The 20,853-nt window shown below is 71.3% G+C and carries 20 protein-coding genes, 3 pseudogenes and 1 riboswitch; of the genes and pseudogenes, 8 read left to right on the forward strand and 15 right to left on the reverse strand.

Features of this window, described 5'->3' with window-relative positions; translation table 11 throughout:
* Positions 1-60: 60 nt before the first annotated feature.
* Both ACFY1J_RS32665 and ACFY1J_RS32670 read left to right on the forward strand, forming a co-directional pair.
* Positions 61-252, forward strand: a pseudogene (locus ACFY1J_RS32665) (ATP-binding protein); the annotation flags it as partial.
* A gap of 33 nt (positions 253-285) precedes the next feature.
* Positions 286-477, forward strand: a pseudogene (locus ACFY1J_RS32670) (ATP-binding protein); the annotation flags it as partial.
* 29 nt (positions 478-506) lie between these two features.
* Here the strand turns inward: ACFY1J_RS32670 and ACFY1J_RS32675 are convergent.
* The 4 genes from ACFY1J_RS32675 to ACFY1J_RS32690 form a co-directional block, all read right to left on the reverse strand.
* Positions 507-908: an ATP-binding protein gene (locus tag ACFY1J_RS32675; RefSeq protein WP_390710089.1), complete on the reverse strand. Its 402-nt coding sequence runs from the start codon at positions 906-908 to the stop codon at positions 507-509.
* 104 nt (positions 909-1,012) lie between these two features.
* Positions 1,013-2,569: an ABC transporter substrate-binding protein gene (locus tag ACFY1J_RS32680; protein ID WP_390710090.1), complete on the reverse strand. Its 1,557-nt coding sequence runs from the start codon at positions 2,567-2,569 to the stop codon at positions 1,013-1,015.
* A 200-nt stretch (positions 2,570-2,769) separates the two neighbouring features.
* Entirely contained in the window at positions 2,770-4,107 is a 1,338-nt protein-coding gene (locus tag ACFY1J_RS32685) for a metallophosphoesterase (RefSeq protein ID WP_390710091.1), read from the reverse strand.
* Between the two features lie 16 nt (positions 4,108-4,123).
* Positions 4,124-4,363, reverse strand: coding sequence for an SCO4848 family membrane protein (locus ACFY1J_RS32690; protein ID WP_316747584.1), 240 nt, complete (start codon positions 4,361-4,363; stop codon positions 4,124-4,126).
* A gap of 91 nt (positions 4,364-4,454) precedes the next feature.
* Between ACFY1J_RS32690 and ACFY1J_RS32695 the strand changes: the two genes are divergently transcribed.
* The gene (locus ACFY1J_RS32695; RefSeq protein WP_390710092.1) at positions 4,455-5,729 is read left to right on the forward strand and encodes a D-alanyl-D-alanine carboxypeptidase family protein; all 1,275 of its coding nucleotides are present in this window, start codon (positions 4,455-4,457) and stop codon (positions 5,727-5,729) included.
* Here ACFY1J_RS32695 and ACFY1J_RS32700 read toward each other — a convergent pair.
* Genes ACFY1J_RS32700 through ACFY1J_RS32715 form a run of 4 tightly spaced genes read right to left on the reverse strand, consistent with a single transcriptional unit; the run spans position 5,674 to position 8,462 of the window.
* A complete protein-coding gene (locus ACFY1J_RS32700) occupies positions 5,674-6,585 on the reverse strand; it encodes a YihY/virulence factor BrkB family protein (RefSeq protein WP_390710093.1) in 912 nt (303 codons plus the stop codon). The genes ACFY1J_RS32695 and ACFY1J_RS32700 overlap by 56 nt on opposite strands.
* Entirely contained in the window at positions 6,573-7,004 is a 432-nt protein-coding gene (locus tag ACFY1J_RS32705) for a GtrA family protein (protein ID WP_390710094.1), read from the reverse strand. The genes ACFY1J_RS32700 and ACFY1J_RS32705 overlap by 13 nt, the downstream gene beginning before the upstream one ends.
* Entirely contained in the window at positions 6,998-7,960 is a 963-nt protein-coding gene (locus tag ACFY1J_RS32710) for a decaprenyl-phosphate phosphoribosyltransferase (protein WP_390710095.1), read from the reverse strand. The genes ACFY1J_RS32705 and ACFY1J_RS32710 overlap by 7 nt, the downstream gene beginning before the upstream one ends.
* A complete protein-coding gene (locus tag ACFY1J_RS32715) occupies positions 7,953-8,462 on the reverse strand; it encodes a phosphatase PAP2 family protein (protein ID WP_390710096.1) in 510 nt (169 codons plus the stop codon). The genes ACFY1J_RS32710 and ACFY1J_RS32715 overlap by 8 nt, the downstream gene beginning before the upstream one ends.
* A 134-nt stretch (positions 8,463-8,596) precedes the next feature.
* On the opposite strand from ACFY1J_RS32715, the gene ACFY1J_RS32720 reads away from it, so the two are divergent.
* Both ACFY1J_RS32720 and ACFY1J_RS32725 read left to right on the forward strand, forming a co-directional pair.
* Positions 8,597-9,952, forward strand: coding sequence for an FAD-binding protein (locus ACFY1J_RS32720; RefSeq protein WP_390710097.1), 1,356 nt, complete (start codon positions 8,597-8,599; stop codon positions 9,950-9,952).
* 37 nt (positions 9,953-9,989) lie between these two features.
* Complete coding sequence (locus ACFY1J_RS32725) at positions 9,990-10,745, forward strand: decaprenylphospho-beta-D-erythro-pentofuranosid-2-ulose 2-reductase (RefSeq protein ID WP_390710098.1); 756 nt, start codon at positions 9,990-9,992, stop codon at positions 10,743-10,745.
* A 97-nt stretch (positions 10,746-10,842) separates the two neighbouring features.
* Here ACFY1J_RS32725 and ACFY1J_RS32730 read toward each other — a convergent pair whose 3' ends face one another.
* The 3 genes from ACFY1J_RS32730 to ACFY1J_RS32740 form a co-directional block, all read right to left on the reverse strand.
* Positions 10,843-11,427, reverse strand: coding sequence for a 2'-5' RNA ligase family protein (locus tag ACFY1J_RS32730; RefSeq protein WP_390710099.1), 585 nt, complete (start codon positions 11,425-11,427; stop codon positions 10,843-10,845).
* Positions 11,428-11,600: 173 nt separating this feature from the next.
* Positions 11,601-12,614 (reverse strand): tryptophan--tRNA ligase, encoded by a 1,014-nt coding sequence (gene trpS, locus ACFY1J_RS32735; RefSeq protein WP_390710100.1) that lies wholly within the window; start codon positions 12,612-12,614, stop codon positions 11,601-11,603.
* A gap of 78 nt (positions 12,615-12,692) precedes the next feature.
* The gene (locus tag ACFY1J_RS32740; RefSeq protein WP_390732476.1) at positions 12,693-14,156 is read right to left on the reverse strand and encodes a glycine hydroxymethyltransferase; all 1,464 of its coding nucleotides are present in this window, start codon (positions 14,154-14,156) and stop codon (positions 12,693-12,695) included.
* Positions 14,157-14,187: 31 nt separating this feature from the next.
* Positions 14,188-14,277, reverse strand: a riboswitch (ZMP/ZTP riboswitch).
* A 100-nt stretch (positions 14,278-14,377) separates the two neighbouring features.
* Here ACFY1J_RS32740 and rocD point away from each other — a divergent pair.
* Complete coding sequence (rocD, locus tag ACFY1J_RS32745) at positions 14,378-15,592, forward strand: ornithine--oxo-acid transaminase (RefSeq protein WP_390710102.1); 1,215 nt, start codon at positions 14,378-14,380, stop codon at positions 15,590-15,592.
* A gap of 60 nt (positions 15,593-15,652) precedes the next feature.
* Here rocD and ACFY1J_RS32750 read toward each other — a convergent pair whose 3' ends face one another.
* A complete protein-coding gene (locus ACFY1J_RS32750; protein ID WP_390710103.1) occupies positions 15,653-16,837 on the reverse strand; it encodes a glutathionylspermidine synthase family protein in 1,185 nt (394 codons plus the stop codon).
* A 14-nt stretch (positions 16,838-16,851) separates the two neighbouring features.
* Positions 16,852-17,217: a hypothetical protein gene (locus ACFY1J_RS32755; RefSeq protein ID WP_390710104.1), complete on the reverse strand. Its 366-nt coding sequence runs from the start codon at positions 17,215-17,217 to the stop codon at positions 16,852-16,854.
* Positions 17,218-17,341: 124 nt separating this feature from the next.
* On the opposite strand from ACFY1J_RS32755, the gene ACFY1J_RS32760 reads away from it, so the two are divergent.
* A complete protein-coding gene (locus tag ACFY1J_RS32760) occupies positions 17,342-18,199 on the forward strand; it encodes a DMT family transporter (protein ID WP_390710287.1) in 858 nt (285 codons plus the stop codon).
* Positions 18,200-18,211: 12 nt separating this feature from the next.
* On the opposite strand, the gene ACFY1J_RS32765 is transcribed toward ACFY1J_RS32760, so the two are convergent.
* Positions 18,212-19,600, reverse strand: coding sequence for a PLP-dependent aminotransferase family protein (locus tag ACFY1J_RS32765; RefSeq protein ID WP_390710105.1), 1,389 nt, complete (start codon positions 19,598-19,600; stop codon positions 18,212-18,214).
* 47 nt (positions 19,601-19,647) lie between these two features.
* Between ACFY1J_RS32765 and ACFY1J_RS32770 the strand changes: the two genes are divergently transcribed.
* Positions 19,648-20,151: a carboxymuconolactone decarboxylase family protein gene (locus tag ACFY1J_RS32770; protein ID WP_390710106.1), complete on the forward strand. Its 504-nt coding sequence runs from the start codon at positions 19,648-19,650 to the stop codon at positions 20,149-20,151.
* Positions 20,152-20,154: 3 nt separating this feature from the next.
* Here the strand turns inward: ACFY1J_RS32770 and ACFY1J_RS32775 are convergent.
* A pseudogene (locus tag ACFY1J_RS32775) lies at positions 20,155-20,552 on the reverse strand (alpha/beta fold hydrolase); the annotation flags it as partial.
* Positions 20,553-20,853 lie beyond the last annotated feature (301 nt).

Here is a 20,853-nt window from a genome sequence, read left to right on the forward strand (position 1 = left end):
CCGACCCGGGCAACGGCAGAGCCGTAGGCCCGTACGGCGGCCGGACAGGGTCCGAGGCGGGCCGAAGAGGACACAGCGAGAGCCGTCAACCACTTCTTCCGCGCGGGCGGCGGCGCGGGCAGCGGGCTCGGCCTGGCCATCGTGCAGGGCGTCGTACAAGCACACGGCGGCGAAGTCACGGTACGAACCGCCCCCGGGCAAGGGCTGGCCGTGACGGTGAGCCTGCCGACCCGGGCAACGGCAGAGCCGTAGGCCCGTACGGCGGCCGGACAGGGTCCGAGGCGGGCCGAAGAGGACACAGCGAGAGCCGTCAACCACTTCCTCCGCGCCGACGGCGGCGCGCGCAGCGGACTCGGCCTGGCCATCGTGCAGGGCGTCGTACAAGCACACGGCGGCCAAGTCACGGTACGAACCGCCCCCGGGCAGGGGCCGGCCGTGACGGTGAGCCTGCCGACCCGGGTGGCCGGGGAGACGTGAGGGCTTACGGGTGGGCAGGGGGCGGGGATTCAGGTGTTGGTCGTTATCAGTGCCCATACCGTCTTGCCGTGTCTGCCCCGGCTCCACACACCCCAGGCCGTCGCGATGTTCTCCACCAGGTGCAGGCCGCGGCCCGCCTCCGCGCGGTCGCCCACCATTCGCAGCCGGGGTTCGAAGCGGCCCTCGTCGGAGACCTCTATCAGGCAGGAGCCGTCCGCCAGAGCCGTCACCGCGACCTCGAACTCCCGCTCCAGAGAGGGGCCGTGGCGTACGACGTTGGTGGTCAGCTCGGACACCAGCAGCACCGCGTCCTCCAGCGCCGGGTCACCGGGACCGTGGCCCCAGTCGGCCAGATGGTCCCGGACCCGGTGCCGGGCCAGTCCGACGGAAGCCGGATGCCGGGGCAGCCGGAAGGAGTTGCGTCTCAGCACATCTGCTCCTCACCCCATGCGCACCTCCGTCACAGGGTGCCGCGTCGGGTGTCTGCCCCGCGTCATTCGGCCGTAAGTTCCCGCGGGCGCGCGACCGGATCGCGTCAGATCCAGGTCAGCCGCCACAGCCGGAACACGCCCGTGCCGTCCGAGAGGTACTGGCCGCCGCCGACGTCCTCGCTGCTGACGACGTACTCCTTGCGCTGCCACAGCGGGATCAGCGGCACGTCGGCGGCCACGTCCGCCTGCAGGTTGCGGAAGTCCTGCGAGACGAGCCTGCGGTCGGCGTACGTCTGGCTGTTCACGATCAGGTTGTCGACCAGCTTGTTGCTGTACCCGGTGTGCATGGTGGAGCCGGTGCCGACCAGCGGGGCGGCGAAGGTGTCCGGGTCCGGGTAGTCGGCGACCCAGCCGACCGCGTACGCGTCGAGCCTGCCGGCCGCCCAGCGCTTCTGGAAGTCGGTCCACTCGTAGCCCTGGACGTCCACCTTGAACAGACCGCCGGCCTCCAGCTGCTTCTTCAGCTCGGCGGCCTCCTCCGCGCCCGCCCCGCGTCCCTTGCCGTAGCCGAAGGTGAAGCGGACCGGGAGCTTGACGCCGGCCTGGACGAGCAGGGCCCTGGCCTTCGCGGTGCTCTGCTTCGGGTAGTCGTCGAAGAACGAGGTGGTGTGGCCGGTGATGCCGGTCGGGATCAGCGAGTACAGCGGGTCGACCGTGCCGTCGTACACCTTCGCGGCCAGCTGCTCGCGGTCGATCAGCCAGGCCATGGCCCGGCGGACGGCCACCTCGTGCAGCGGGGAGTTCGCGCGGGTGTTGAGGTAGAGGTTGCGGGTCTCGGAGCTGTCGGACTCCGTGACGCGCTGGTCGGGGTCGCTCGCCGAGAGGCGGGACAGGACCGCGGGCGGCAGCGTCCGCGTGGCGACCGCGACCTCCTTGGCCTTCCAGGCGCTGTTCAGCTTGGCCGAGTCGGCGTAGTAGCGCAGCCGGACGGGGCGGCCGGTGCCGCCGAGGTCGCCCTTGTAGCGCGTGTTCGGCGTGAGGTCGGCCTGCTCGTCCTTGGTGTACCCGGTCAGCGTGTAGGGGCCGGTGCCGTCCACCTCGGTGCCCCTGCGCAGGGTGTTGGCCGGATATCTGGTCCGGTCGACGATCGAGCCGGCGCCGGTGGCCACCTTGAACGGGAAGGTGGCGTCCGGCGACGACAGATGGAAGGTGACCGTGTTCCCTTCGGCGCTCACCGAGTTGAGCGTGGACAGCAGGGACGCCGGGCCGACATCGGAGTTGATCTTCTTCACCCGGTCGAAGGAGTACTTCACGTCCTCGCCGGTCACCGCGCGCCCGCTCGGGAACGTGAGCCCGTCGCGCAGCCTGCACTGATACGTCTGGAGTCCGGTCCCCACGAACGCACAGCTCCGCGCCGCGTCGGGCACCGGCTCGACACCGCCCGGTTCGAAGGTCAGCAACGACTGGAAGACATTGCTGAACAAGGCCCAGGAACCGGCGTCGTAGGCACCGGCCGGGTCGAGTGATGTGACGGCGTCCGTGGTGCCGACGGTGATGGTTCTGTTCGTGTTCCCCTGCGACGGCAACAACTGCCAGCCGCCCACTCCCGCGGCCGCAAGTACGAGAAGCGTCGCGAAAATCCGCATGCGAACAGATCGCATGGTGGTGCCCTCCCCAGGACCCAGCCTGGCCCTACCCAAGGCCAGCACAAAAGTGCCACTCCCCTAAGTGGCGCGGCTCACCTAATCACACGTGTTTCAACCGGGGGAAGAGCAATCTGGCGAGATGAGAAAGAACTTACCGGGCGCTTGTTTCCGGTGAATTTCACAGCGCTTTCACAGTTACGTGCCGCGCATGCGGGTCACGCCTGTCTCGACGCCAGCTCGATCACCGTGATGTCCGACGGCGCGCCGACCCGCGTCGGCGGCCCCCAGGCACCCGCGCCCCGGGACACGTACAACTGCGTGTCGCCGTAGCGGTCCAGGCCCGCGACGGTCGGGTTGGCGGCGGCCGCGACGAAGTTGCCGGGCCAGAGCTGCCCGCCGTGGGTGTGTCCGGAGAGCTGGAGGTCCACGTGGTGCTTCACGGCCTCGTGGACCTGGACCGGCTGGTGGGCCAGGAGGACGACGGCGCGCGAGGTGTCGCGGTCGCCGAGCGCCCTGGCGAAGTCGGGGCCCTGGCCCTCGCTCTCGCCCGCCAGGTCGTTGACGCCGGCCAGGTCGAAGGCGGGCAGTTCGGTGCGGGCGTTCTCCAGCGGGTGCAGCCCGAGCCGCCGTACCTCCTCGACCCATTGCGCGGCGCCGGAGAAGTACTCGTGGTTCCCGGTGACGAAGTACGCCCCGTGCCGCGCGCTCAGCCGGGCCAGCGGGGCGGCCGCCGGGCCGAGGTCCTTCACGCTTCCGTCGACGAGATCACCGACGACCGCGATCAGGTCGGGCTGGGTCGCGTTGATCGTGTCGACGACCTTCTGCGCGAAACCCCGGCCGAGGACGGGGCCCAGGTGGATGTCGCTGACGACGGCGATCCTGAATCCGTGCGCGGACCGCGGGAGTTTGGCCAGCGGGACCGTGACGCGCTTCACGCTCGGTCCGCGCAGCACGCCGTACGTCCCGTATCCGACGGTAGCGACGGCGGCCGTGGCGGCGGCTCCGCCCACGACACGGGAGACGAAGAGGCGGCGGGTGACGTCGGAGGCTTCGGGGGCGGCGGGGCTGTCGGGAGCGGGCGGCCCGGCGGCGGGCCCGGCAGTGGGTGCAGCGGCCCGGGGTGCGCTCGCCGAGGGGGCGTTCGCCTCGCCCCGGACCGCGCCCTCGGCCGACGCGGCGACGCTCGCGGTCTCGGGCTCGGGCTCTTCGACCGCGGGCGCCCGCGCGGGGGCCCGCTTCTCCATGAGCCGTCGCAGCAGGGGCCGTACGGCCTCTCCCGCCACCACCGCCAGCATCAGGTACAGCCACAGCGCCATCCACAGGAAGCCCGGCCAGGCCAGGGTGCGCTGGAGCCAGAAGGGGGCGCCGGAGCGTTCGGCCACCAGCGCCGTGATCATCAGCGTGGGACCGGCGACGAAGGCGACCGTGCCCAAACGGCGGGCCGGGCCCCGGCGGCGGGTCGTGTCGCGGACCAGACGGCGCCAGAGATACCGGTGCAGCCCCGCCACGACGGCCAGGACGGCCAGGGCGACCAGGACGAAGACGATGACCAAGCTGCCGTATCCCCCGCTATGACGTCCGGCGCAGTGCGCGCAGTCCGCGCAACCCGATGACCCCGATGACCGTCCCCAATACGAAGGAAACGACCGCCAGCAGCAGGTGCACCCAGAAGTAGGCCGTCGGGTGGCCGTCGTCGAAGGCGAGTCCGCTGCTGTCCTTGATCAGATTCTTGACGAAAGTGACCCAGATGACCCAGCTCCACACCCCGAAGGCGAGCAGGAACCAGGAGACCGGGCGGCTGAGCTTCATGCACCCAGTATCGCCGTCGGCTGTCCGGATCCGCGCCCGGGGTGGGAGGGCGCGCGGGACTTCGCGATCCACTGAAGGTACGTTCTCGATCGTGCCCGCACCCAAGAAGACCGGTAAGCGATCCTTGCTGCTCGCTTCCGCCACCTTGCTGTCCCTTTCGCTCACCGCGCCCGCCGCCCTCGCGGCCCCGCGCCCCTCGACGAGCCCCTCCGCCACTCCCCCGGCGCACATGTCGGTGGTCGGCGGTGCCCGCCTCGGCCAGGCCGGTACCCAGGTCAACCTCGGCAGTGGCGTCCCCGTGCTGCCCAAGGACCTCACCGCGCGCTCCTGGATCGTCGCCGACGCCGAGTCCGGCGAGGTGCTCGCCGCGCACAACCCGCACTGGCAACTGCCCCCGGCGAGCACGCTGAAGATGCTGTTCGCCGACACGGTCCTGCCGAGGTTCCCCAAGTCGACGAAGCACAAGGTGGTGCCGTCCGACATGGCGGGCATCGGCGCCGGTTCCAGCATGGTCGGGATAAAGGAGGACGAGACCTACACGGTCCACGACCTGTGGCTCGGCGTCTTCCTGCGCTCCGGCAACGACGCCGTGCACGTGCTGTCCGCGATGAACGGCGGCGTCGAGCAGACCGTGAAGGACATGCAGGCGCACGCCGAGGAGCTGCAGGCGCTCGACACGCACGTGGTCAGCCCCGACGGCTACGACGCGAAGGGACAGGTCTCCTCGGCGTACGACCTGACCCTGTTCGCCCGTTCGGGGCTGCAGAAGAAGGACTTCCGCGAGTACTGCTCGACCGTGCGGGCGGCGTTCCCCGGCGAGACGACCAAGAAGAAGGGCAAGTCCGTCCGCGGGACCTTCGAGATCCAGAACACCAACCGGCTGCTCAGCGGGGACAGCGACGTCCCGGTCTACCAGGGCATCGCCGGTGTGAAGAACGGCAACACCACCAACGCGGGCGCAACCTTCACCGGAGTGGCCGAGCGCGACGGCAGGGTGCTGCTGGTCACCGTCATGAAGCCGGAGAAGAGCGAGCACAACGAGGTCTACAAGGAGACCGCCAAGCTCTTCGACTGGGGCTTCAAGGCGGCCGGCAAGGTCACGCCGGTGGGCGAACTGGCGGCGCCGAGGAGCGCCGCGCAGTCCAGCGCCCAGCCGAGCACCACGGCCGCCAACGGGAAGAAGGACGGTACCGGGAGCGGCGGGTCCGCGAAGCCGGTGGTGAGCGCCTCCGCCGGGGGCGGCGGCATCGGCATCGCGCTGGCGATCACCGGTGGACTGCTGGCGCTGCTGGCGGGCGGGGTGTTCCTGGTCAACCGCCGGTGGCCGCTGCCGGATCTGGTGCGCCGCCGGTCGTCCCGTCCGTGAGCGCCGTCTCCTCGCTCTCCGTCGCCGTCCAGGCGGCGGAGAACAGGACCAGCTTCGAGGTGAAGTTGATCCACAGCAGCAGGGCCACGGGGACGCCGAAAGCGCCGTACATGCTCTTGGTGGCGACTCCCTGGATATAGCTGCTGAGCAGCAGTTTCAGCAGCTCGAAGCCGACCGCGCCGATCAGTGCCGCGACGAGCAGGCGGCGGCGCGGCGGCTCTACGCCGGGCAGCAGGGTCAGGACGTAGAGCAGCAGCAGGAAGTCGGCGAGGACGGCGACGGCGAACGCGGCCGTCCGCAGCAGGAGGCTGCCCCAGCTCGCACGGCCGATGCCGAGCTGGTCGCTGATCCAGCCCACCATGGCGGAGGCGACGGTGGAGACGGCGAGGGTGGTCAGGACCGCGCCGCCGAAGCCGACCAGGACACCCGCGTCCTTGGCCGTGCGCAGCAGGGGGTTCTCCTCGCTGTCGGGCAGTTCCCACACCGCGCGCAGGCAGTCGCGCATCTGGCCGACCCAGCCGATGCCGGTGAGCAGCAGAAAGGCGCCGGCGATGAGTCCGACGGTGCCGGCGTTCTGGACCAGGGCGTGGATGTCGAGCTGGTCGGAGATGCCGGGGACCTGGTCGGCGATCTTGTTCTGGAGATCCCGCTGCTGCTTCTCGCTCAGGGTGGCGGCGGCGGTCGCGGCGGCCACGGTCAGCAGCGGGAACAGCGCGATGAAGCTGATGAAGGTCATCGCGGCGGCCAGCCGGGTCCACTTCACCCGGTCCAGTCGCTCGTACGACCGCCACGCGTGCGTGGCCGTCAGGCGCGTGACGAGCGGCCCGATGACGGGGAGTTTCTTCAGCCAGTCCATGATCCGACTCTGCCCTCGTTGTGGAACACCCATGTCCGAGTACCCCAGAACCGCAGGACAGTGGCCAGCGCCATGCCGATTCCCGCCCCGGAGACGGTGTCGGCGCGCTGCGAGGTGAGGCCGAGGCCGTAGTGGCTGACGGCGAGGCACAGGAGCTGGACCAGGGCGCCCGCGATGTTCACGGCGACGAAGACGGCGTACGGGCGCATGCCCCGCGGCTGAGTGTGCCGGTAGGTGCCGAGCGCGTTGCCGGTGTAGGCGACCGTGCAGCCCGCGACGAAGGACAGCGCCTTGGCGGTGAGCGGGTCGAGGGCGGCCGGGCCGCGCAGCCAGGTGAACAGGGCGAGGTCGGTGACGTAGGCGAGGAGACCCACGGTGGCGAAGCCCAGCACCTCGGCCCGCTGCGCCCGGGTCACCAATTCGCCACCGCCAGGCCGTACATCGCCAGCCAGGCCGCTCCGATCAGGGCCAGGGCGCGGTCGTGCAGGACCACGTCCTCCGGCTCGCCCGCGGTGCCGCGGTCGGCGAAGACGGCGTATCTGAGGATCGCGAGGATGAAGGCGACCATCGACAGCTGCCGCCAGGGAAGCACGCTCGCGTGCGGCACACCGCCCTCCTCCAGGGCCCACATGCAGTAGGCGAGGACGGCGACGCCGGCCGCGAGCTGCCAGACGAAGCGGAGGTAGCCGGTGGTGTACTCGGTGAGCAACGCGCGCGTGGCGCCCGCTTTTCCGGCCATCTGCAGGGCTTCGGAGTAGCGCTTGGCCGACACCATGAACAGCGCCCCGAAGCCGGTGGTGATCAGGAACCAGCGGGACAGCGGGATGCCGAGCGCGACCCCGCCGATCATCGCCCGCATCAGGAAGCCGGTGGTGACGACGACGAGGTCGACCACCAGGACGTGCTTGAGACTGACGCAGTACGCCAGTTGTACGCCGATGTAGGCCGTCAGGAGCGCCGCGACGACGGGTGAGGTCAGCCAGGCCGCGGCGGCCGGCGCGAGGACGGCCAGGACGCCTCCGGCGGCGTAGGCGACGGGCACCGGGACCTGTCCGGCGGCGACCGGGCGGCGGCACTTGGTGGGGTGGGCGCGGTCGGCCGCGGCGTCGCGGGCGTCGTTGATCAGGTAGACGGCGGCGGCGCAGCCGGTGAACAGGACGAAGACCAGGCCGACCTGGACGAGGGCGTGCCGGGAGAAGATCTGCCCGGCCGCGGCCGGGGCGGCGACCACGAGGGTGTTCTTCACCCACTGCTTGGGGCGGGTGGTCTTCAGCAGGCCGGTGAGGACGGTGGCGGTGCGCACCCGCGCGGGTGGCTCGTGGCGGGCGCGCTGCTCCAGGAGGGCCGATTCCGTGAGGGGCGCTGCCTCAGTCATGGGCGCTCCCCCTCATCCAGCGCGCCCCGAGCCGGGCCGTGAGCGCCCCCAGCGCCGCGCCGGCGGCCACGTCCGTGGGGTAGTGGACGCCGACGACCAGACGGGAGAGACACATGGCGGCGGCGAGCGGCGCGATCCCGTAGGTCCCCAGCGCGCCGAAGGCGACGGCGGCGGCCGCGGAGGAGGCGGCGTGGGAGCTCGGGAAGGAGTGCCGGCCCGCGGTGCTCACCAGGGGTTCGATGTGCGAGGGGCGCGCACGGCGCACGAGCCGCTTCACGCCCATGCTGGCGAGGTGTGCGCCCGCCACGAGCGCGGTGCCGCGCAACCAGGAGCCGCGCCGGGTGCCGTCCACGGCGGCTCCGACGAGTCCCGTCCCGAGCCACAGGGCGCCGTGCTCACCGGCGAGGGACAGGCCGCGTGCGGCGGAGGCGACGCGCGGAGCGGTGCCGCAGGCATGCAGTGCAGAAAGGATTCTGTGGTCCAGGTCGTCGAAGTCGTCCATGTGGACTCACTGTTCACGTCGACCGCCGCCAGCACTACGACAATATTGTGCGACATACCATTAATCACCCATTTCGGGGATGAGCGTAATGTTCCATAACCAATCGCCCATATAAGGGCGATACGGTCACCGCCATGTCCGAAGACACGGTGTCCGTCACCGGCTGGGGCCGCACCGCCCCCACCGCCGCCCGGCTGATCCGCCCGCGGAGCTACGAGGAAGCCGTGGCCGCCGTCCGGAACTGCGGGGCCCGGGGCAGCATCGCGCGGGGACTGGGGCGGGCGTACGGGGACGCCGCGCAGAACGCCGGCGGGTCCGTCATCGACATGACGGGGCTCGACCGCATCCACGCCATCGACGCCGACGGCGGCACCGTGCTGTGTGACGCGGGCGTGTCCCTGCACCGGCTGATGGAGGTGCTGCTGCCGCTCGGCTGGTTCGTGCCGGTGACGCCGGGAACCCGTCAGGTCACGGTCGGCGGGGCGATCGGCGCCGACATCCACGGCAAGAACCACCATGTCTCCGGCTCCTTCTGCCGCCACGTGCTGTCCTTCGAACTCCTGACGGCCGACGGCGAGATCCACGCGGTCGGCCGCGGCACGCCCCTGTTCGACGCGACCGCGGGCGGCATGGGCCTGACCGGGGTGATCCTCACGGCCACCATGCGGCTGCTGCCGGTCGAGACCTCGTACCTGTCGGTCGACACCGAACGCGCCACCGACCTCGACGACCTGATGGCCCGTCTGACGGCGACCGACCACCGCTACCGCTACTCGGTCGCCTGGATCGACCTGCTGGCCCGCGGCGCGGCGACCGGGCGCGCGGTGCTCACCCGCGGCGACCACGCGCCCCGGCAGGCCCTGCGCAAGGGCACACGCGCGTGGCGCCGTCCGCTGTCCTTCCGCCCCCGGCAGCTCCCGGCCGCCCCCGCCCTCGTCCCCGACGGGCTGCTCGGCCGTACCTCCGTGGGGCTGTTCAACGAACTCTGGTACCGGAGGGCGCCCCGCGCGCGGCACGGTGAACTCCAGCGGATCTCCGCCTTCTTCCACCCCCTGGACGCAGTGCCGCACTGGAACCGGATCTACGGCCGCGGCGGCTTCGTCCAGTACCAGTTCGTCGTCGGGTACGGCCAGGAGGAGGCCCTGCGCCGGATCGTCCGCCGTATCTCCCAGCGCCGCTGCCCCTCCTTCCTGGCCGTCCTCAAGCGCTTCGGGGACGCCGACCCCGGCTGGCTCTCCTTCCCGGTGCCCGGCTGGACCCTCGCACTGGACATTCCGGCCGCGCTGCCCGGCCTCGGCGCGTTCCTCGACGAACTCGACGAGGAGGTCGCCGCGGCGGGCGGGCGCGTCTATCTCGCCAAGGACTCCCGGCTGCGCCCGGACATGCTCGCCGCGATGTACCCCCGGCTCGCCGACTTCCGGGCCCTGCGCGCGGAACTGGACCCACGCGGGCTCTTCGTCTCGGACCTGGCCCGACGCCTGGGCCTCTGAGTCCACACCAGCCGTTCCGATCCCCCAAGGAGCTGTCGTGAAGGACGCCTTCGGCATCCCCCAGTCCGTGCTCGTCCTGGGCGGCACGTCAGAGATCGCGCTGGCGACAGTGCGCAGGCTCGTCGCGCGCCGCACCCGCACGGTGTGGCTGGCGGGCCGCCCCTCTCCCACCCTTGAGGAGGCCGCCGAGGGCCTGCGCTCCCAGGGGGCGGACGTCCGCACCGTCGCCTTCGACGCGCTCGACCCCGAGTCCCACGAGAGTGTGCTCGGCAAGGTCTTCGCCGAGGGCGACATCGACATGGTGCTGCTCGCCTTCGGCATCCTCGGCGACCAGGCGCGCGACGAGCGGGAGCCGATGAACGCCGTACGCGTCGCCCAGACCAACTACACGGGCGCGGTGTCGGCGGGCCTGGTGTGCGCGCGGGCCCTCCAGTCCCAGGGGCACGGCTCCTTGGTGGTGCTGTCCTCGGTCGCCGGTGAGCGCGCCCGCCGCTCGAACTTCATCTACGGCTCCAGCAAGGCCGGCCTCGACGCCTTCACCCAGGGCCTCGGCGACGCGCTGCACGGCACCGGCGTCCACGTCATGGTCGTACGCCCCGGCTTCGTACGCTCCAGAATGACGGCCGGTCTCGAAGAGGCACCGATGTCCACCACACCGGAGGAGGTCGCCACGGCCATCGAACTCGGACTGCGACGGCGCACGGAGACGGTGTGGGTACCGGGACTGCTCCGCCTGATCATGTCGGCCCTACGCCACGCGCCACGCGCGGTGTTCCGCCGCTTGCCGATCTGACACGGCAGCAACCGGAAGGGGGGCGGGGAACTGCGCGACCAGCCACGACGGCGCCGCGGACAACCGACGACCCGCCCCGCCACCACCGGCGAAGCGCTCAGCGGCTGGCGATCGTGCCGCGTTCCACGTCCGCGTGGCCGGCCTGTGGGGGTACCACCGAGCCGCCGAAGGTGAACTCCCGGAGCTTGCGCCATACGCCGTCGGGGCCCTGTTCGTAGAGCGCGAAGCCCGTGCAGGGCCACTCGGCGTCGTAGTCGGCGAGTTCCTCGAAGGCGCGGTCCATCGCCGCGTCGTCGATGCCGTGCGCCACCGTGACGTGCGGGTGGTACGGGAACTGCAGCTCGCGTGCCACGGGACCGGAGGCGTCCCGGACCCGCTTCTGCAGCCGGGCGCAGGCCTCCGCGCCCTGGACGACCTTCACGTACACCACCGGCGACAGCGGCCGGAAGGTGCCGGTGCCGGACAGCCGCATCGGGAAGGGGCGGCCGGCCGCGGCGACCTCGGTCAGATACGCCTCGACGGCCGGCAGCCCGGTGGCGTCGAGCTCCGTCGGCGGCAGCAGGGTGACATGGGTGGGGATGCCGTGAGCCGCGGGGTCGCCGAAGCCCGCGCGCCGCTCCTGGAGCAGGCTGCCGTGAGGCTCCGGGACCGCGATCGACACGCCGATCGTTACGGTCCCCACGTCGTCTCCTGTCGTCGTGTCCGGTGCGCTGCCGGATGCGCTGCCGAGTGAGGTGTCTGGTTCGTACTCAGCCGTCCGGCTATCGACTGTAAGGCCACGGCTGTGTTGTGGGCAGGCGCAGCCGGAGTGATGTACAGCGCTCTGCCCGACGTACGTACGTGCGGTCGTACGCCTCAGTGCTTGGCCGGCAGGAAGCCCACGCGGTCGTACGCCTGGGAGAGTGTCTCCGCGGCGACGGCCCGCGCCTTCTCCGCGCCCTTGGCCAGGATCGAGTCCAGCGTCTCGGGGTCGTCCAGATACTGCTGGGTGCGCTCCCGGAACGGGGTCACGAACTCGACCATCACCTCGGCGAGGTCGGTCTTGAGCGCACCGTAGCCCTTGCCCTCGTACTTCTGTTCCAGTTCGGCGATACCCGCACCCGTGAGCGTCGAATAGATCGTGAGCAGATTGCTCACGCCCGGCTTGTTCTCGGCGTCGAAGCGGACCACGGTGTCCGTGTCGGTGACGGCGCTCTTGACCTTCTTCGCGGTGATCTTCGGGTCGTCCAGGAGGTTGATGAGGCCCTTCGGCGTGGACGCCGACTTGCTCATCTTGATCGACGGGTCCTGGAGGTCGTAGATCTTCGCCGTCTCCTTGAGGATGTACGGCTTCGGGACGGTGAAGGTCTGGCCGAAGCGGCCGTTGAAGCGCTCGGCGAGGTCGCGGGTGAGCTCGACGTGCTGGCGCTGGTCCTCACCGACCGGGACCTCGTTGGCCTGGTACAGCAGGATGTCCGCGACCTGGAGGACCGGGTACGTGAACAGGCCGACGGAGGCGCGGTCGGCACCCTGCCTGGCGGCCTTGTCCTTGAACTGGGTCATGCGGGAGGCCTCGCCGAAGCCGGTGAGGCAGTTCATGACCCAGGCGAGCTGGGCGTGCTCGGGCACATGGCTCTGGACGAAGAGCGTGCAGCGGTCCGGGTCGAGGCCGGCCGCGAGAAGCTGGGCGGCGGCCAGCCGGGTGTTGGCGCGCAGCTCCGCGGGCTCCTGCGGGACCGTGATCGCGTGCAGGTCGACGACCATGTAGAACGCGTCGTGGGTCTCCTGCAGGGCCACCCACTGGCGGACGGCACCGAGGTAGTTGCCGAGGTGGAACGAGCCTGCGGTGGGCTGGATTCCGGAGAGCACGCGGGGACTGTCAGAGGCCATGCTCATCATTCTCTCAGAGCGCGGCCGCCACCCGGAACGGGTCCCGGGCAGCCGCGGGGGCCGCCCGGGGTGCCGGGATCAGCCGAGGTCGATCTCGGGGTACAGCGGGAAGCCCGCCACCAGGTCCGTCGCCCGCTGGGCGATCTCCTCCGCGGTCTTCGCGTCCAGGACGTGGGCCGCCTTGGACGGGGCGCCCGACTTGGTGGTGCCCGGCTCCGTCGTCGTCAGGACCCGGTCGATCAGGCCGGCCACCTCGTCCATCTCGGCCGTGCCCAGGCCGCGCGTGGTCAGCGCCGGGGTGCCGATGCGGATGCCGGAGGTGTACCAGGCGCCGTTGGGGTCGGCCGGGATCGCGTTGCGGTTGGTGACGATGCCGGACTCCAGGAGCGCGGCCTCGGCCTGGCGGCCGGTGAGGCCGTAGGACGTGGCCACGTCGATCAGGTTGAGGTGATTGTCCGTGCCGCCGGTCACCAGGGTCGCGCCCCGGCGCATCAGGCCCTCGGCCAGCGCCCGGGAGTTGTCGACGATGCGCTGGGCGTAGTCCTGGAACGCGGGCTGCCGGGCCTCGGCGAAGGCGACGGCCTTGGCGGCCATGACGTGCGGGAGCGGGCCGCCGAGGACCATCGGGCAGCCGCGGTCGACCTGGTCCTTGAGGGAGTCGTCGCACAGGACCATGCCGCCGCGCGGGCCGCGCAGGGACTTGTGGGTGGTCGTGGTCACGATCTGGGCGTGCGGGACCGGGTCGAAGTCGCCGGTCAGGACCTTGCCCGCGACCAGGCCCGCGAAGTGGGCCATGTCGACCATGAGGGTCGCGCCGACCTCGTCGGCGATCTCACGCATGATCCGGAAGTTCACCAGGCGGGGGTAGGCCGAGTAGCCCGCCACGATGATCAGGGGCTTGAACTCACGTGCCGACGCGCGCAACGCCTCGTAGTCGATCAGGCCCGTGGCCGGGTCGGTGCCGTAGGAGCGCTGGTCGAACATCTTGCCGGAGATGTTCGGGCGGAAGCCGTGGGTGAGGTGGCCGCCGGCGTCCAGGGACATACCGAGCATGCGCTGGTTGCCGAAGGCCTGGCGGAGCTCGGCCCAGTCGGCCTCGGAGAGCTCGTTGACCTGGCGGACGCCGGCCTTCTCCAGGGCGGGGGCCTCGACACGCTGGGCGAGGACGGCCCAGAAGGCGACCAGGTTGGCGTCGATGCCGGAGTGCGGCTGGACGTAGGCGTGGCGGGCGCCGAACAGCTCCTTGGCGTGCTCGGCGGCGAGGGACTCGACGGTGTCGACATTGCGGCAGCCGGCGTAGAAGCGGCGGCCGATGGTGCCCTCGGCGTACTTGTCGCTGAACCAGTTGCCCATGGCAAGCAGGGTGGCCGGGGAGGCGTAGTTCTCGGAGGCGATCAGCTTGAGCATCTCGCGCTGGTCGGCGACCTCCTGCGCGATGGCGTCTGCGACGCGCGGCTCGACGGCGCGGATCACGTCGAGGGCGGCTCGGAAGGCCGTCGACTCGGTGGAGAGAGGCGCAGGGCTGGCGGAATTCTCGGGCATCGGGACCTCCGGACGTGACATTCGGCGTACTCGGCTCGGCCCAGGCGCACGGCACTGTTTCCCGATCGGGCCGCTCCCCGATGGTCCGTCCCATCCCAGCGCGCCAGTTACGGCCCGCTGGTCAGCCTACCGGGCGCGTCGGATTCGGCAGGTCCCACGTCCACCATGCGAGCGAGGATAAGAAAGGGACGAACCCGACTCTCTGGCCCTCTGGAGATCCCGTGAACGCTACGGAGACGCTCATCGCCGCCGCGGACGCCCACAGTGCGCACAACTACCACCCGCTGCCGGTGGTCGTGGCCACCGCGGACGGCGCCTGGATGACGGATGTCGAGGGGAGGCGGTATCTCGATCTGCTGGCCGGGTACTCGGCGCTGAACTTCGGGCACGGGCACCCGCGGCTGGTGGCGGCGGCCAAGGCGCAGCTGGAGCGGGTGACGCTGACGTCCCGGGCGTTCCACCACGACCGGTTCGCCGCGTTCTGCACCGAGCTGGCCCAACTGTGTGGCATGGACATGGTGCTCCCGATGAACACGGGCGTGGAGGCCGTGGAGACCGCGGTGAAGACGGCCCGGAAGTGGGGCTACCGGGTCAAGGGGGTGCCCGCGGAGATGGCGAAGATCGTGGTCGCGGGCGGCAACTTCCACGGCCGTACGACGACCGTGATCAGCTTCTCCACGGACCCGGAGGCACGGGCGGACTTCGGGCCGTACACGCCCGGCTTCGAGATCGTGCCGTACGGCGACCTGACCGCGATGCGGGAGGCGCTCACCGAGAACACGGCCGCGGTGCTGCTGGAGCCGATCCAGGGCGAGTCGGGGGTGATCGTGCCGCCGGAGGGCTATCTGCCGGCGGTGCGGGAGCTGACGCGGGAACGGAACGTGCTCTTCATCGCGGACGAGATCCAGTCGGGGCTGGGCCGGACCGGGCGGACCTTCGCGTGCGAGCACGAGGGCGTCGTACCGGACATGTATGTGCTCGGGAAGGCGCTGGGCGGCGGGATCCTGCCGGTGTCGGCGGTGGTGTCGAGCGCGGAGGTGCTGGGGGTGTTCCGGCCGGGCGAGCACGGGTCGACGTTCGGCGGGAATCCGCTGGCCTGTGCGGTGGCGCTGGAGGTGATCGCGATGCTGCGGACCGGCGAGTACCAGGCGCGGTCCGCGGAGCTGGGCGCGCATCTGCACCGCGAGCTGGGCGCGCTGCTCGGCACCGGCACGGTCACCCGGGTGCGGGGGCGCGGGCTGTGGGCCGGGGTCGACATCGCCCGGCGGGCGGGGACGGGACGGCAGGTGTCGGAGCAGCTCATGGAGCGGGGTGTCCTGGTGAAGGACACCCACGGCTCGACGATCCGGATCGCCCCGCCGCTGGTGATCAGCAAGGAGGACCTGGACTGGGGCCTCGACCAGCTCCGCGGCGTGCTGGGTGCCCAGGCGTCCTAGGCCCTGTCGTCAAACTCCCGCCTGCCCTGCGGGGGGACCACGGGAGTCGGACGACAGGACCTAGAGGATCACATGGGGCAGGAAGCGGGCGTACTCGTCCGTGATCAGGCCCGAGGACTCGCGGATGCCCAGCCCGGCCGACTCGTCCTCGACGACCCAGGCGCCGAGGACGACGTGGTTGCCGTCGAAGGCGGGGAGCGGGGCCAGCTGCTGGTAGCAGCAGGGCTCCTCGCGCGGGACGGGCTCCGTGCCGGGCTCGTGGACGGTCACGCCGGCGCCCTCCCGGCCCAGGAGGGGCTTGGCGACGTAGCCGGTGGTCGTGGCGAGCTCGCGCGGGCCGTCGAGGTAGGAGGGCAGGAGGTTGGGGTGGCCGGGGTACAGCTCCCAGAGGATCGCCAGGAGGGCCTTGTTGCTCAGCAGCATCTTCCAGGCGGGCTCGATCCACAGGGTGCTGCCGGTGCCGCCGCCGTTGTCGAGGGTGTCGAGGACATGGCCGGCGAAGGCGTCGGTGGTGAGCCACTCCCAGGGGTAGAGCTTGAAGCAGCTGCGGATGAAGCGGAGCCGGTTGTCGACGAAGCGGCCGGAGAGCGGGTCCCAGCCGATCTCCTCCATGGAGATCCAGTCGGTGTCCAGGCCGGCCTGCTGCGCGGTCTCCTTCAGATAGGCGACGGTCATCAGGTCCTCGCCCAGCTCGTCGTCGGAGGAGTGCGCGAAGTACAGCGGGCTGCCGGGCGGGAGGAGGGCGGCCTGCTTCTTCCAGGCGGCGACGAGGCGTTCGTGGAGCGAGTTCCACTGGTCGGCGCCGGGGAAACGGTCCTCCATCCAGAACCACTGCGGTGAGGCGGCCTCCACCAGGGAGGTGGGGGTGTCGGCGTTGTACTCCAGGAGCTTCGCCGGGCCCGTGCCGTCATGGCGGAGGTCGAAGCGGCCGTAGACGGAGGGGAGTTCGGCGCGCCGCCGCCAGGCCTCGGTGACCGCCCGCGCGACCCGCGGATCGGTGATGCCGAGGTCGGCGAGGCGGCCGGTGGTGACGATGTGGTCCGCGGCCGCCAGGCACATGCGGTGCAGTTCCTCGACGGTCTGCTCCAGCGCCTCGACCTCGTCGAGCGTGAAGGCGTAGTACGCGCTCTCGTCCCAGTACGGGCGCAGCGAGCCGTCGCGGTGGCGGGTGAGCGGGTAGATCAGCCCCTGTTCCTCGACGGTCCGCTGCCAGCCGGGGCGGGGTTCGATCGTGCGGCGTTCCATCTCGCGTGTCCCGTTCAGCCGCCGGAGCTGCCCTTGCCGCCGCCGAAGCCGCCGCGGTGGACCCCGCTGTGGTGGCTGTCGTCGTCCGAGGAGCCGCCGCCCGAGCCCTTGCTCGGCTTGGTGAAGGAACCGCCGTCGACCCAGCCGTTCTTCTTCTTGCCGCCGTAGTACCAGGCGCCGTTGACGGAGACCTTGGTGACCTTGGTGGACTTGCAGTTCTTGTCGGCGACGACCTTGTAGCCCTTGGTGAGGTTGTAGCTGTCGCGGTCGACGCAGCGCTTGTCCGGTTCGGACGAGCAGGCGGTGAGGGCCGCCGCGAGCAGACCCATGCCGCCGAGGACGACGGTTCCGGAGCGCAGTTGCCTGCGTGTGCTGGCCATGTTCGTGTGTCCCCCGTCGGCTGATTTCTTGTCGCTGTCCCGTCAGCCTAAAGATCGGTAAGAGCGGCACCCCAGGGACCCCCGGGTTTTTCCGCTCCCCTACAGTCGCTTTGTGCTCTTTGGAATGCTGTGCGCCCTTGGCGCGGCGGTCTGCTTCGGTACGGCGACGGTGTTGCAGGCGATGGCGGCGCGCGAGGCCGCCGACACCGGCGGGGGCGGGGACGCGGCGCTGCTGCTCCGGGCGCTGCGGCAGTGGCGGTATCTGGCCGGGCTCGCGCTGGACGGGCTCGGCTTCCTGCTGCAGATCGCGGCTCTGCGGTCGATCCCCATCTACGCGGTCGGCGCGGCCCTCGCGTCCAGCCTCGCCGTGACGGCGGTGGTCGCGGCGCGGCTGCTGCGGGTGCGGCTGAGCGGGGTGGAGTGGAGCGCGGTCGCGGTGGTGTGCGCCGGGCTGGCAATGCTGGGGCTGGCGTCCGGGACGGAGGGGGACCGTTCCGGCTCGGCTGCGCTGAAGTACGCGATGCTCGGGACGGCGGTGGGAGTGCTGCTGCTCGGGACGGTCGGCGGGCGGCTGCCGGGGCGCGGGCGGGCATTGCTGCTCGGGCTGGGGGCCGGGTTCGGGTTCGGAGTGGTGGAGGTGGCGGTGCGGCTGATCGACTCGCTGAAGCCGTCCGACCTGCTCACCAACCCCGCGACCTATGCCCTGCTTCTCGGCGGCGGCGCCGCGTTCCTGCTGCTGACGTCGGCCCTGCAGCGCGGTTCGCCGACGACGGCCACCGCCGGGATAGTGATCGGGGAGACGATCGGCCCGGCCGCGGTGGGGGTGGTGTGGCTCGGGGACCGTACGCGGGAGGGGCTGACCTGGCTGGCGGTGCTGGGCTTCGTGGTGGCGGTGGCGGGAGCGCTGCTGCTGGCACGCTTCGGCGAGGCCCCGACGGCGGACACCGCCCCGGTCGCCGAGCCGACCCGGCCGCGCTCCTGACACCCTGACGCATCACGGCAGCACCCGGCACAACGCCTCCAGTGCCCCCGCCCACGCATGGTCCGGCGGTGTCCCGTAGCCGACGACCAGGGCGTCCAGCGGCTCCGTCGTGGCCTGGGCGTGGCGGTAGAAGGCGAGGCCGTGCAGGGCGAGGCCCTGCCAGGCGGCCGCCTGGACGACCGACGGCTCGGTGCCGGGCGGCAGGCGCAGCACGGCGTGCAGACCGGCCGCGATACCGGTGACCCGGACCTCGGGCGCGCGGTCGGCGAGGGCCGCGACGAGGGCGTCCCGGCGGCGCCGGTAGCGCAGCCGGGCGGAGCGCACATGACGGTCGTACGCCCCGGAGGTGATGAACTCCGCCAGGGTCAGCTGGTCCAGCACCCCGCAGTTGTCGACCAGGCCCTTGGCCGCCACGCACTCCTCCATGAGGGACGGCGGCAGCACCATCCAGGCCAGCCGCAGGCCGGGGGCGAGGGACTTGCTGGCGGTACCCAGGTACACCACGTGGTCCGGGTCCAGGCCCTGGAGCGCGCCGACCGGCTGGCGGTCGTAGCGGAACTCGCCGTCGTAGTCGTCCTCCAGGACCAGCCCCCCGGTGCGCCGCGCCCAGTCCACGACGGCCGCCCGCCGGTCGGCGCGCAGGGGTGTGCCCATCGGGAACTGGTGGGCGGGGGTGAGCAGCACCGCCCCGGCGTCCGGCAGGGCGCGGGTGTCCGTGGCGCGTGCGTCGTACGGCAGGGGCCTGGTGGTCAGTCCGGCCGCCGTGAGCAGGTCCCAGTGGACAAAGAGGCCGTACGACTCGACCGCCACCGTGTGTGCGCCGCGCGCCCGCAGCACCGTGCCGAGGATCCTCAGCCCGTGGGAGAAGCCCGCGCAGACCAGGATGGCGTCGGGAGCGGCGCGCACGCCCCGGGCACGGGAGAGGTAGCCGGCCAGGGCGGTGCGCAGTTCGGGGCGACCGCGCGGGTCACCGTAGCCGAGGGCGTCGGAGGGGGCGGCGATGAGGGCGCGGCGGGCCGCCCTGAGCCACTCGGCGCGGGGGAAGGAGGCGAGGTCGGGGGTACCGGGGACCAGATTGTGGGTGGGCCGGCCGGGGGCGCGGGGCCGCGGAGCCGTATCGCTGGGCGGTACGACGGCTCGCTCGGCGACCCGGGTCCCCGACCCCTGCCGTGCGGTGAGCCAGCCCTCCGCGACCAGGTCGCCGTACGCCTCGGCGACGGTGTTCCGGGCGATGCCGAGGTCGGCCGCGAGGGTCCGGGAGGAGGGCAGCCGGGTGCCCGGGGCGAGCCGTCCGCCGCGCACGGCGTCCCGCAGGGCGTCGGTCAGCCCACGGCGAAGCCCACCCGCGCCGGAGGGCTCCAGATGCAGATCAACCCCGAAAGTGGCCCAAGGTCTCTCCATGGAAATGGACCATACTCCTGGGCCGCCTGCTCCATAGAGTCGAAGACATGAACAACGAACCGACTGCCCCCCAGTACGCCGCGGAGATCACCCCCCGCCTGCAGTGGGCCGAGCACGCCCCGGGCGTGTACAAGGCGATGATCCACCTGGAGACCGCCGTCCGCCGGGGCCTGGACGACCCCAAGCTGTACGAGCTGGTGAAGATCCGCGCCTCGCAGCTCAACCACTGCGCGTTCTGCCTCGACATGCACACCAAGGACGCGCTGGCGGCCGGCGAGAGCGTCGAGCGGATCGTGCAGCTGAGCGCGTGGGAGGAGTCGCGGCACTTCTACACGGAACGCGAGCTGGCCGCGATCGAACTGACCGAGGCGATCACGGTCCTGACCGACGGCTTCGTCCCGGACGAGGTGTACGACCACGCCGCCAAGCACTTCGACGACGCGGAGCTGTCCCATCTGATCGCCGCGATCACGATGATCAACGCCTGGAACCGCTTCGGCGTGAGCACCCGGATGACACCGGGGCACTATCAGCCGGGGCAGCAGGGCTGAGGCGTCGGCCTGGAAGGTGTCGAGGAGGACCAGCAGTTGCTCATCGGTGCCGTCGGCCCGGAAAGCCGCCTTGAACGCGGCGAGAGACGCCGGGTCCGCGGTACGGAAGTTGACGCGCAGCAGGCCGAGTTCGGCGGGATTTCCGGCGAGCGCCGGCGCCGACGAGGCCGAGACGCACACGATACGGTCGATCAGGTCCGGCCTCACGTTGGCCGCGGCGGTCGAATCATGCCGCCGCGGCTGTGCGCGACGAGGATGACCCGGCCGTTCTCCTTGGCCCGTTCCAGGATCCCGATCAGGTGCGCCGCGTTGTCGGCCAGTGTGACGCCCTTGAGCGAACCGGGTGCGGCAACCGACCCTTCGGGGTCCTGCGGCGCCTGGTGGGCGCGCGGACAGTCGGCCGCGGAGCACAAGACCATCACAAAACCCCGGCTGCTGACGGGCCCTGCTCATCGCAGTCGGCCAGTGACCAGCGCTGATGCCGCAGGCGAGCCAAATCGACTGTCAATTGGGGACTTTACGTGTGCATGACGTGCGCATATGGTGTCTGCGCATGACCGGGCCTGACCTGCCCGCGTCCGTGCACATCTATCAGCGACCGGGGGAACACCGTCGCTCACGGGGAAAGTTCGCTTCGTCATGCCGCCGTACCCGTTCGTACGGCTTCTGGGCTGCTCCCGGCACGCATCCCCCTTGACGAAG

Origin of the sequence: Streptomyces sp. NPDC001406, from assembly GCF_042895285.1 — a bacterium.
Taxonomy (GTDB): Bacteria; Actinomycetota; Actinomycetes; order Streptomycetales; family Streptomycetaceae; genus Streptomyces.

Bases quoted from the DNA above. Each gene is read 5' to 3' on its own strand.
- ACFY1J_RS32680 (WP_390710090.1), bottom strand. From the start codon at position 2,569: ATGCGATCTGTTCGCATGCGGATTTTCGCGACGCTTCTCGTACTTGCG.
- ACFY1J_RS32690 (WP_316747584.1), bottom strand. From the start codon at position 4,363: ATGAAGCTCAGCCGCCCGGTCTCCTGGTTCCTGCTCGCCTTCGGGGTG.
- ACFY1J_RS32700 (WP_390710093.1), bottom strand. From the start codon at position 6,585: ATGGACTGGCTGAAGAAACTCCCCGTCATCGGGCCGCTCGTCACGCGC.
- ACFY1J_RS32710 (WP_390710095.1), bottom strand. From the start codon at position 7,960: ATGACTGAGGCAGCGCCCCTCACGGAATCGGCCCTCCTGGAGCAGCGC.
- ACFY1J_RS32715 (WP_390710096.1), bottom strand. From the start codon at position 8,462: ATGGACGACTTCGACGACCTGGACCACAGAATCCTTTCTGCACTGCAT.
- ACFY1J_RS32720 (WP_390710097.1), top strand. From the start codon at position 8,597: ATGTCCGAAGACACGGTGTCCGTCACCGGCTGGGGCCGCACCGCCCCC.
- trpS (WP_390710100.1), bottom strand. From the start codon at position 12,614: ATGGCCTCTGACAGTCCCCGCGTGCTCTCCGGAATCCAGCCCACCGCA.
- ACFY1J_RS32740 (WP_390732476.1), bottom strand. From the start codon at position 14,156: ATGCCCGAGAATTCCGCCAGCCCTGCGCCTCTCTCCACCGAGTCGACG.
- ACFY1J_RS32750 (WP_390710103.1), bottom strand. From the start codon at position 16,837: ATGGAACGCCGCACGATCGAACCCCGCCCCGGCTGGCAGCGGACCGTC.
- ACFY1J_RS32755 (WP_390710104.1), bottom strand. From the start codon at position 17,217: ATGGCCAGCACACGCAGGCAACTGCGCTCCGGAACCGTCGTCCTCGGC.
- ACFY1J_RS32760 (WP_390710287.1), top strand. From the start codon at position 17,342: ATGCTGTGCGCCCTTGGCGCGGCGGTCTGCTTCGGTACGGCGACGGTG.
- ACFY1J_RS32765 (WP_390710105.1), bottom strand. From the start codon at position 19,600: ATGGAGAGACCTTGGGCCACTTTCGGGGTTGATCTGCATCTGGAGCCC.
- ACFY1J_RS32770 (WP_390710106.1), top strand. From the start codon at position 19,648: ATGAACAACGAACCGACTGCCCCCCAGTACGCCGCGGAGATCACCCCC.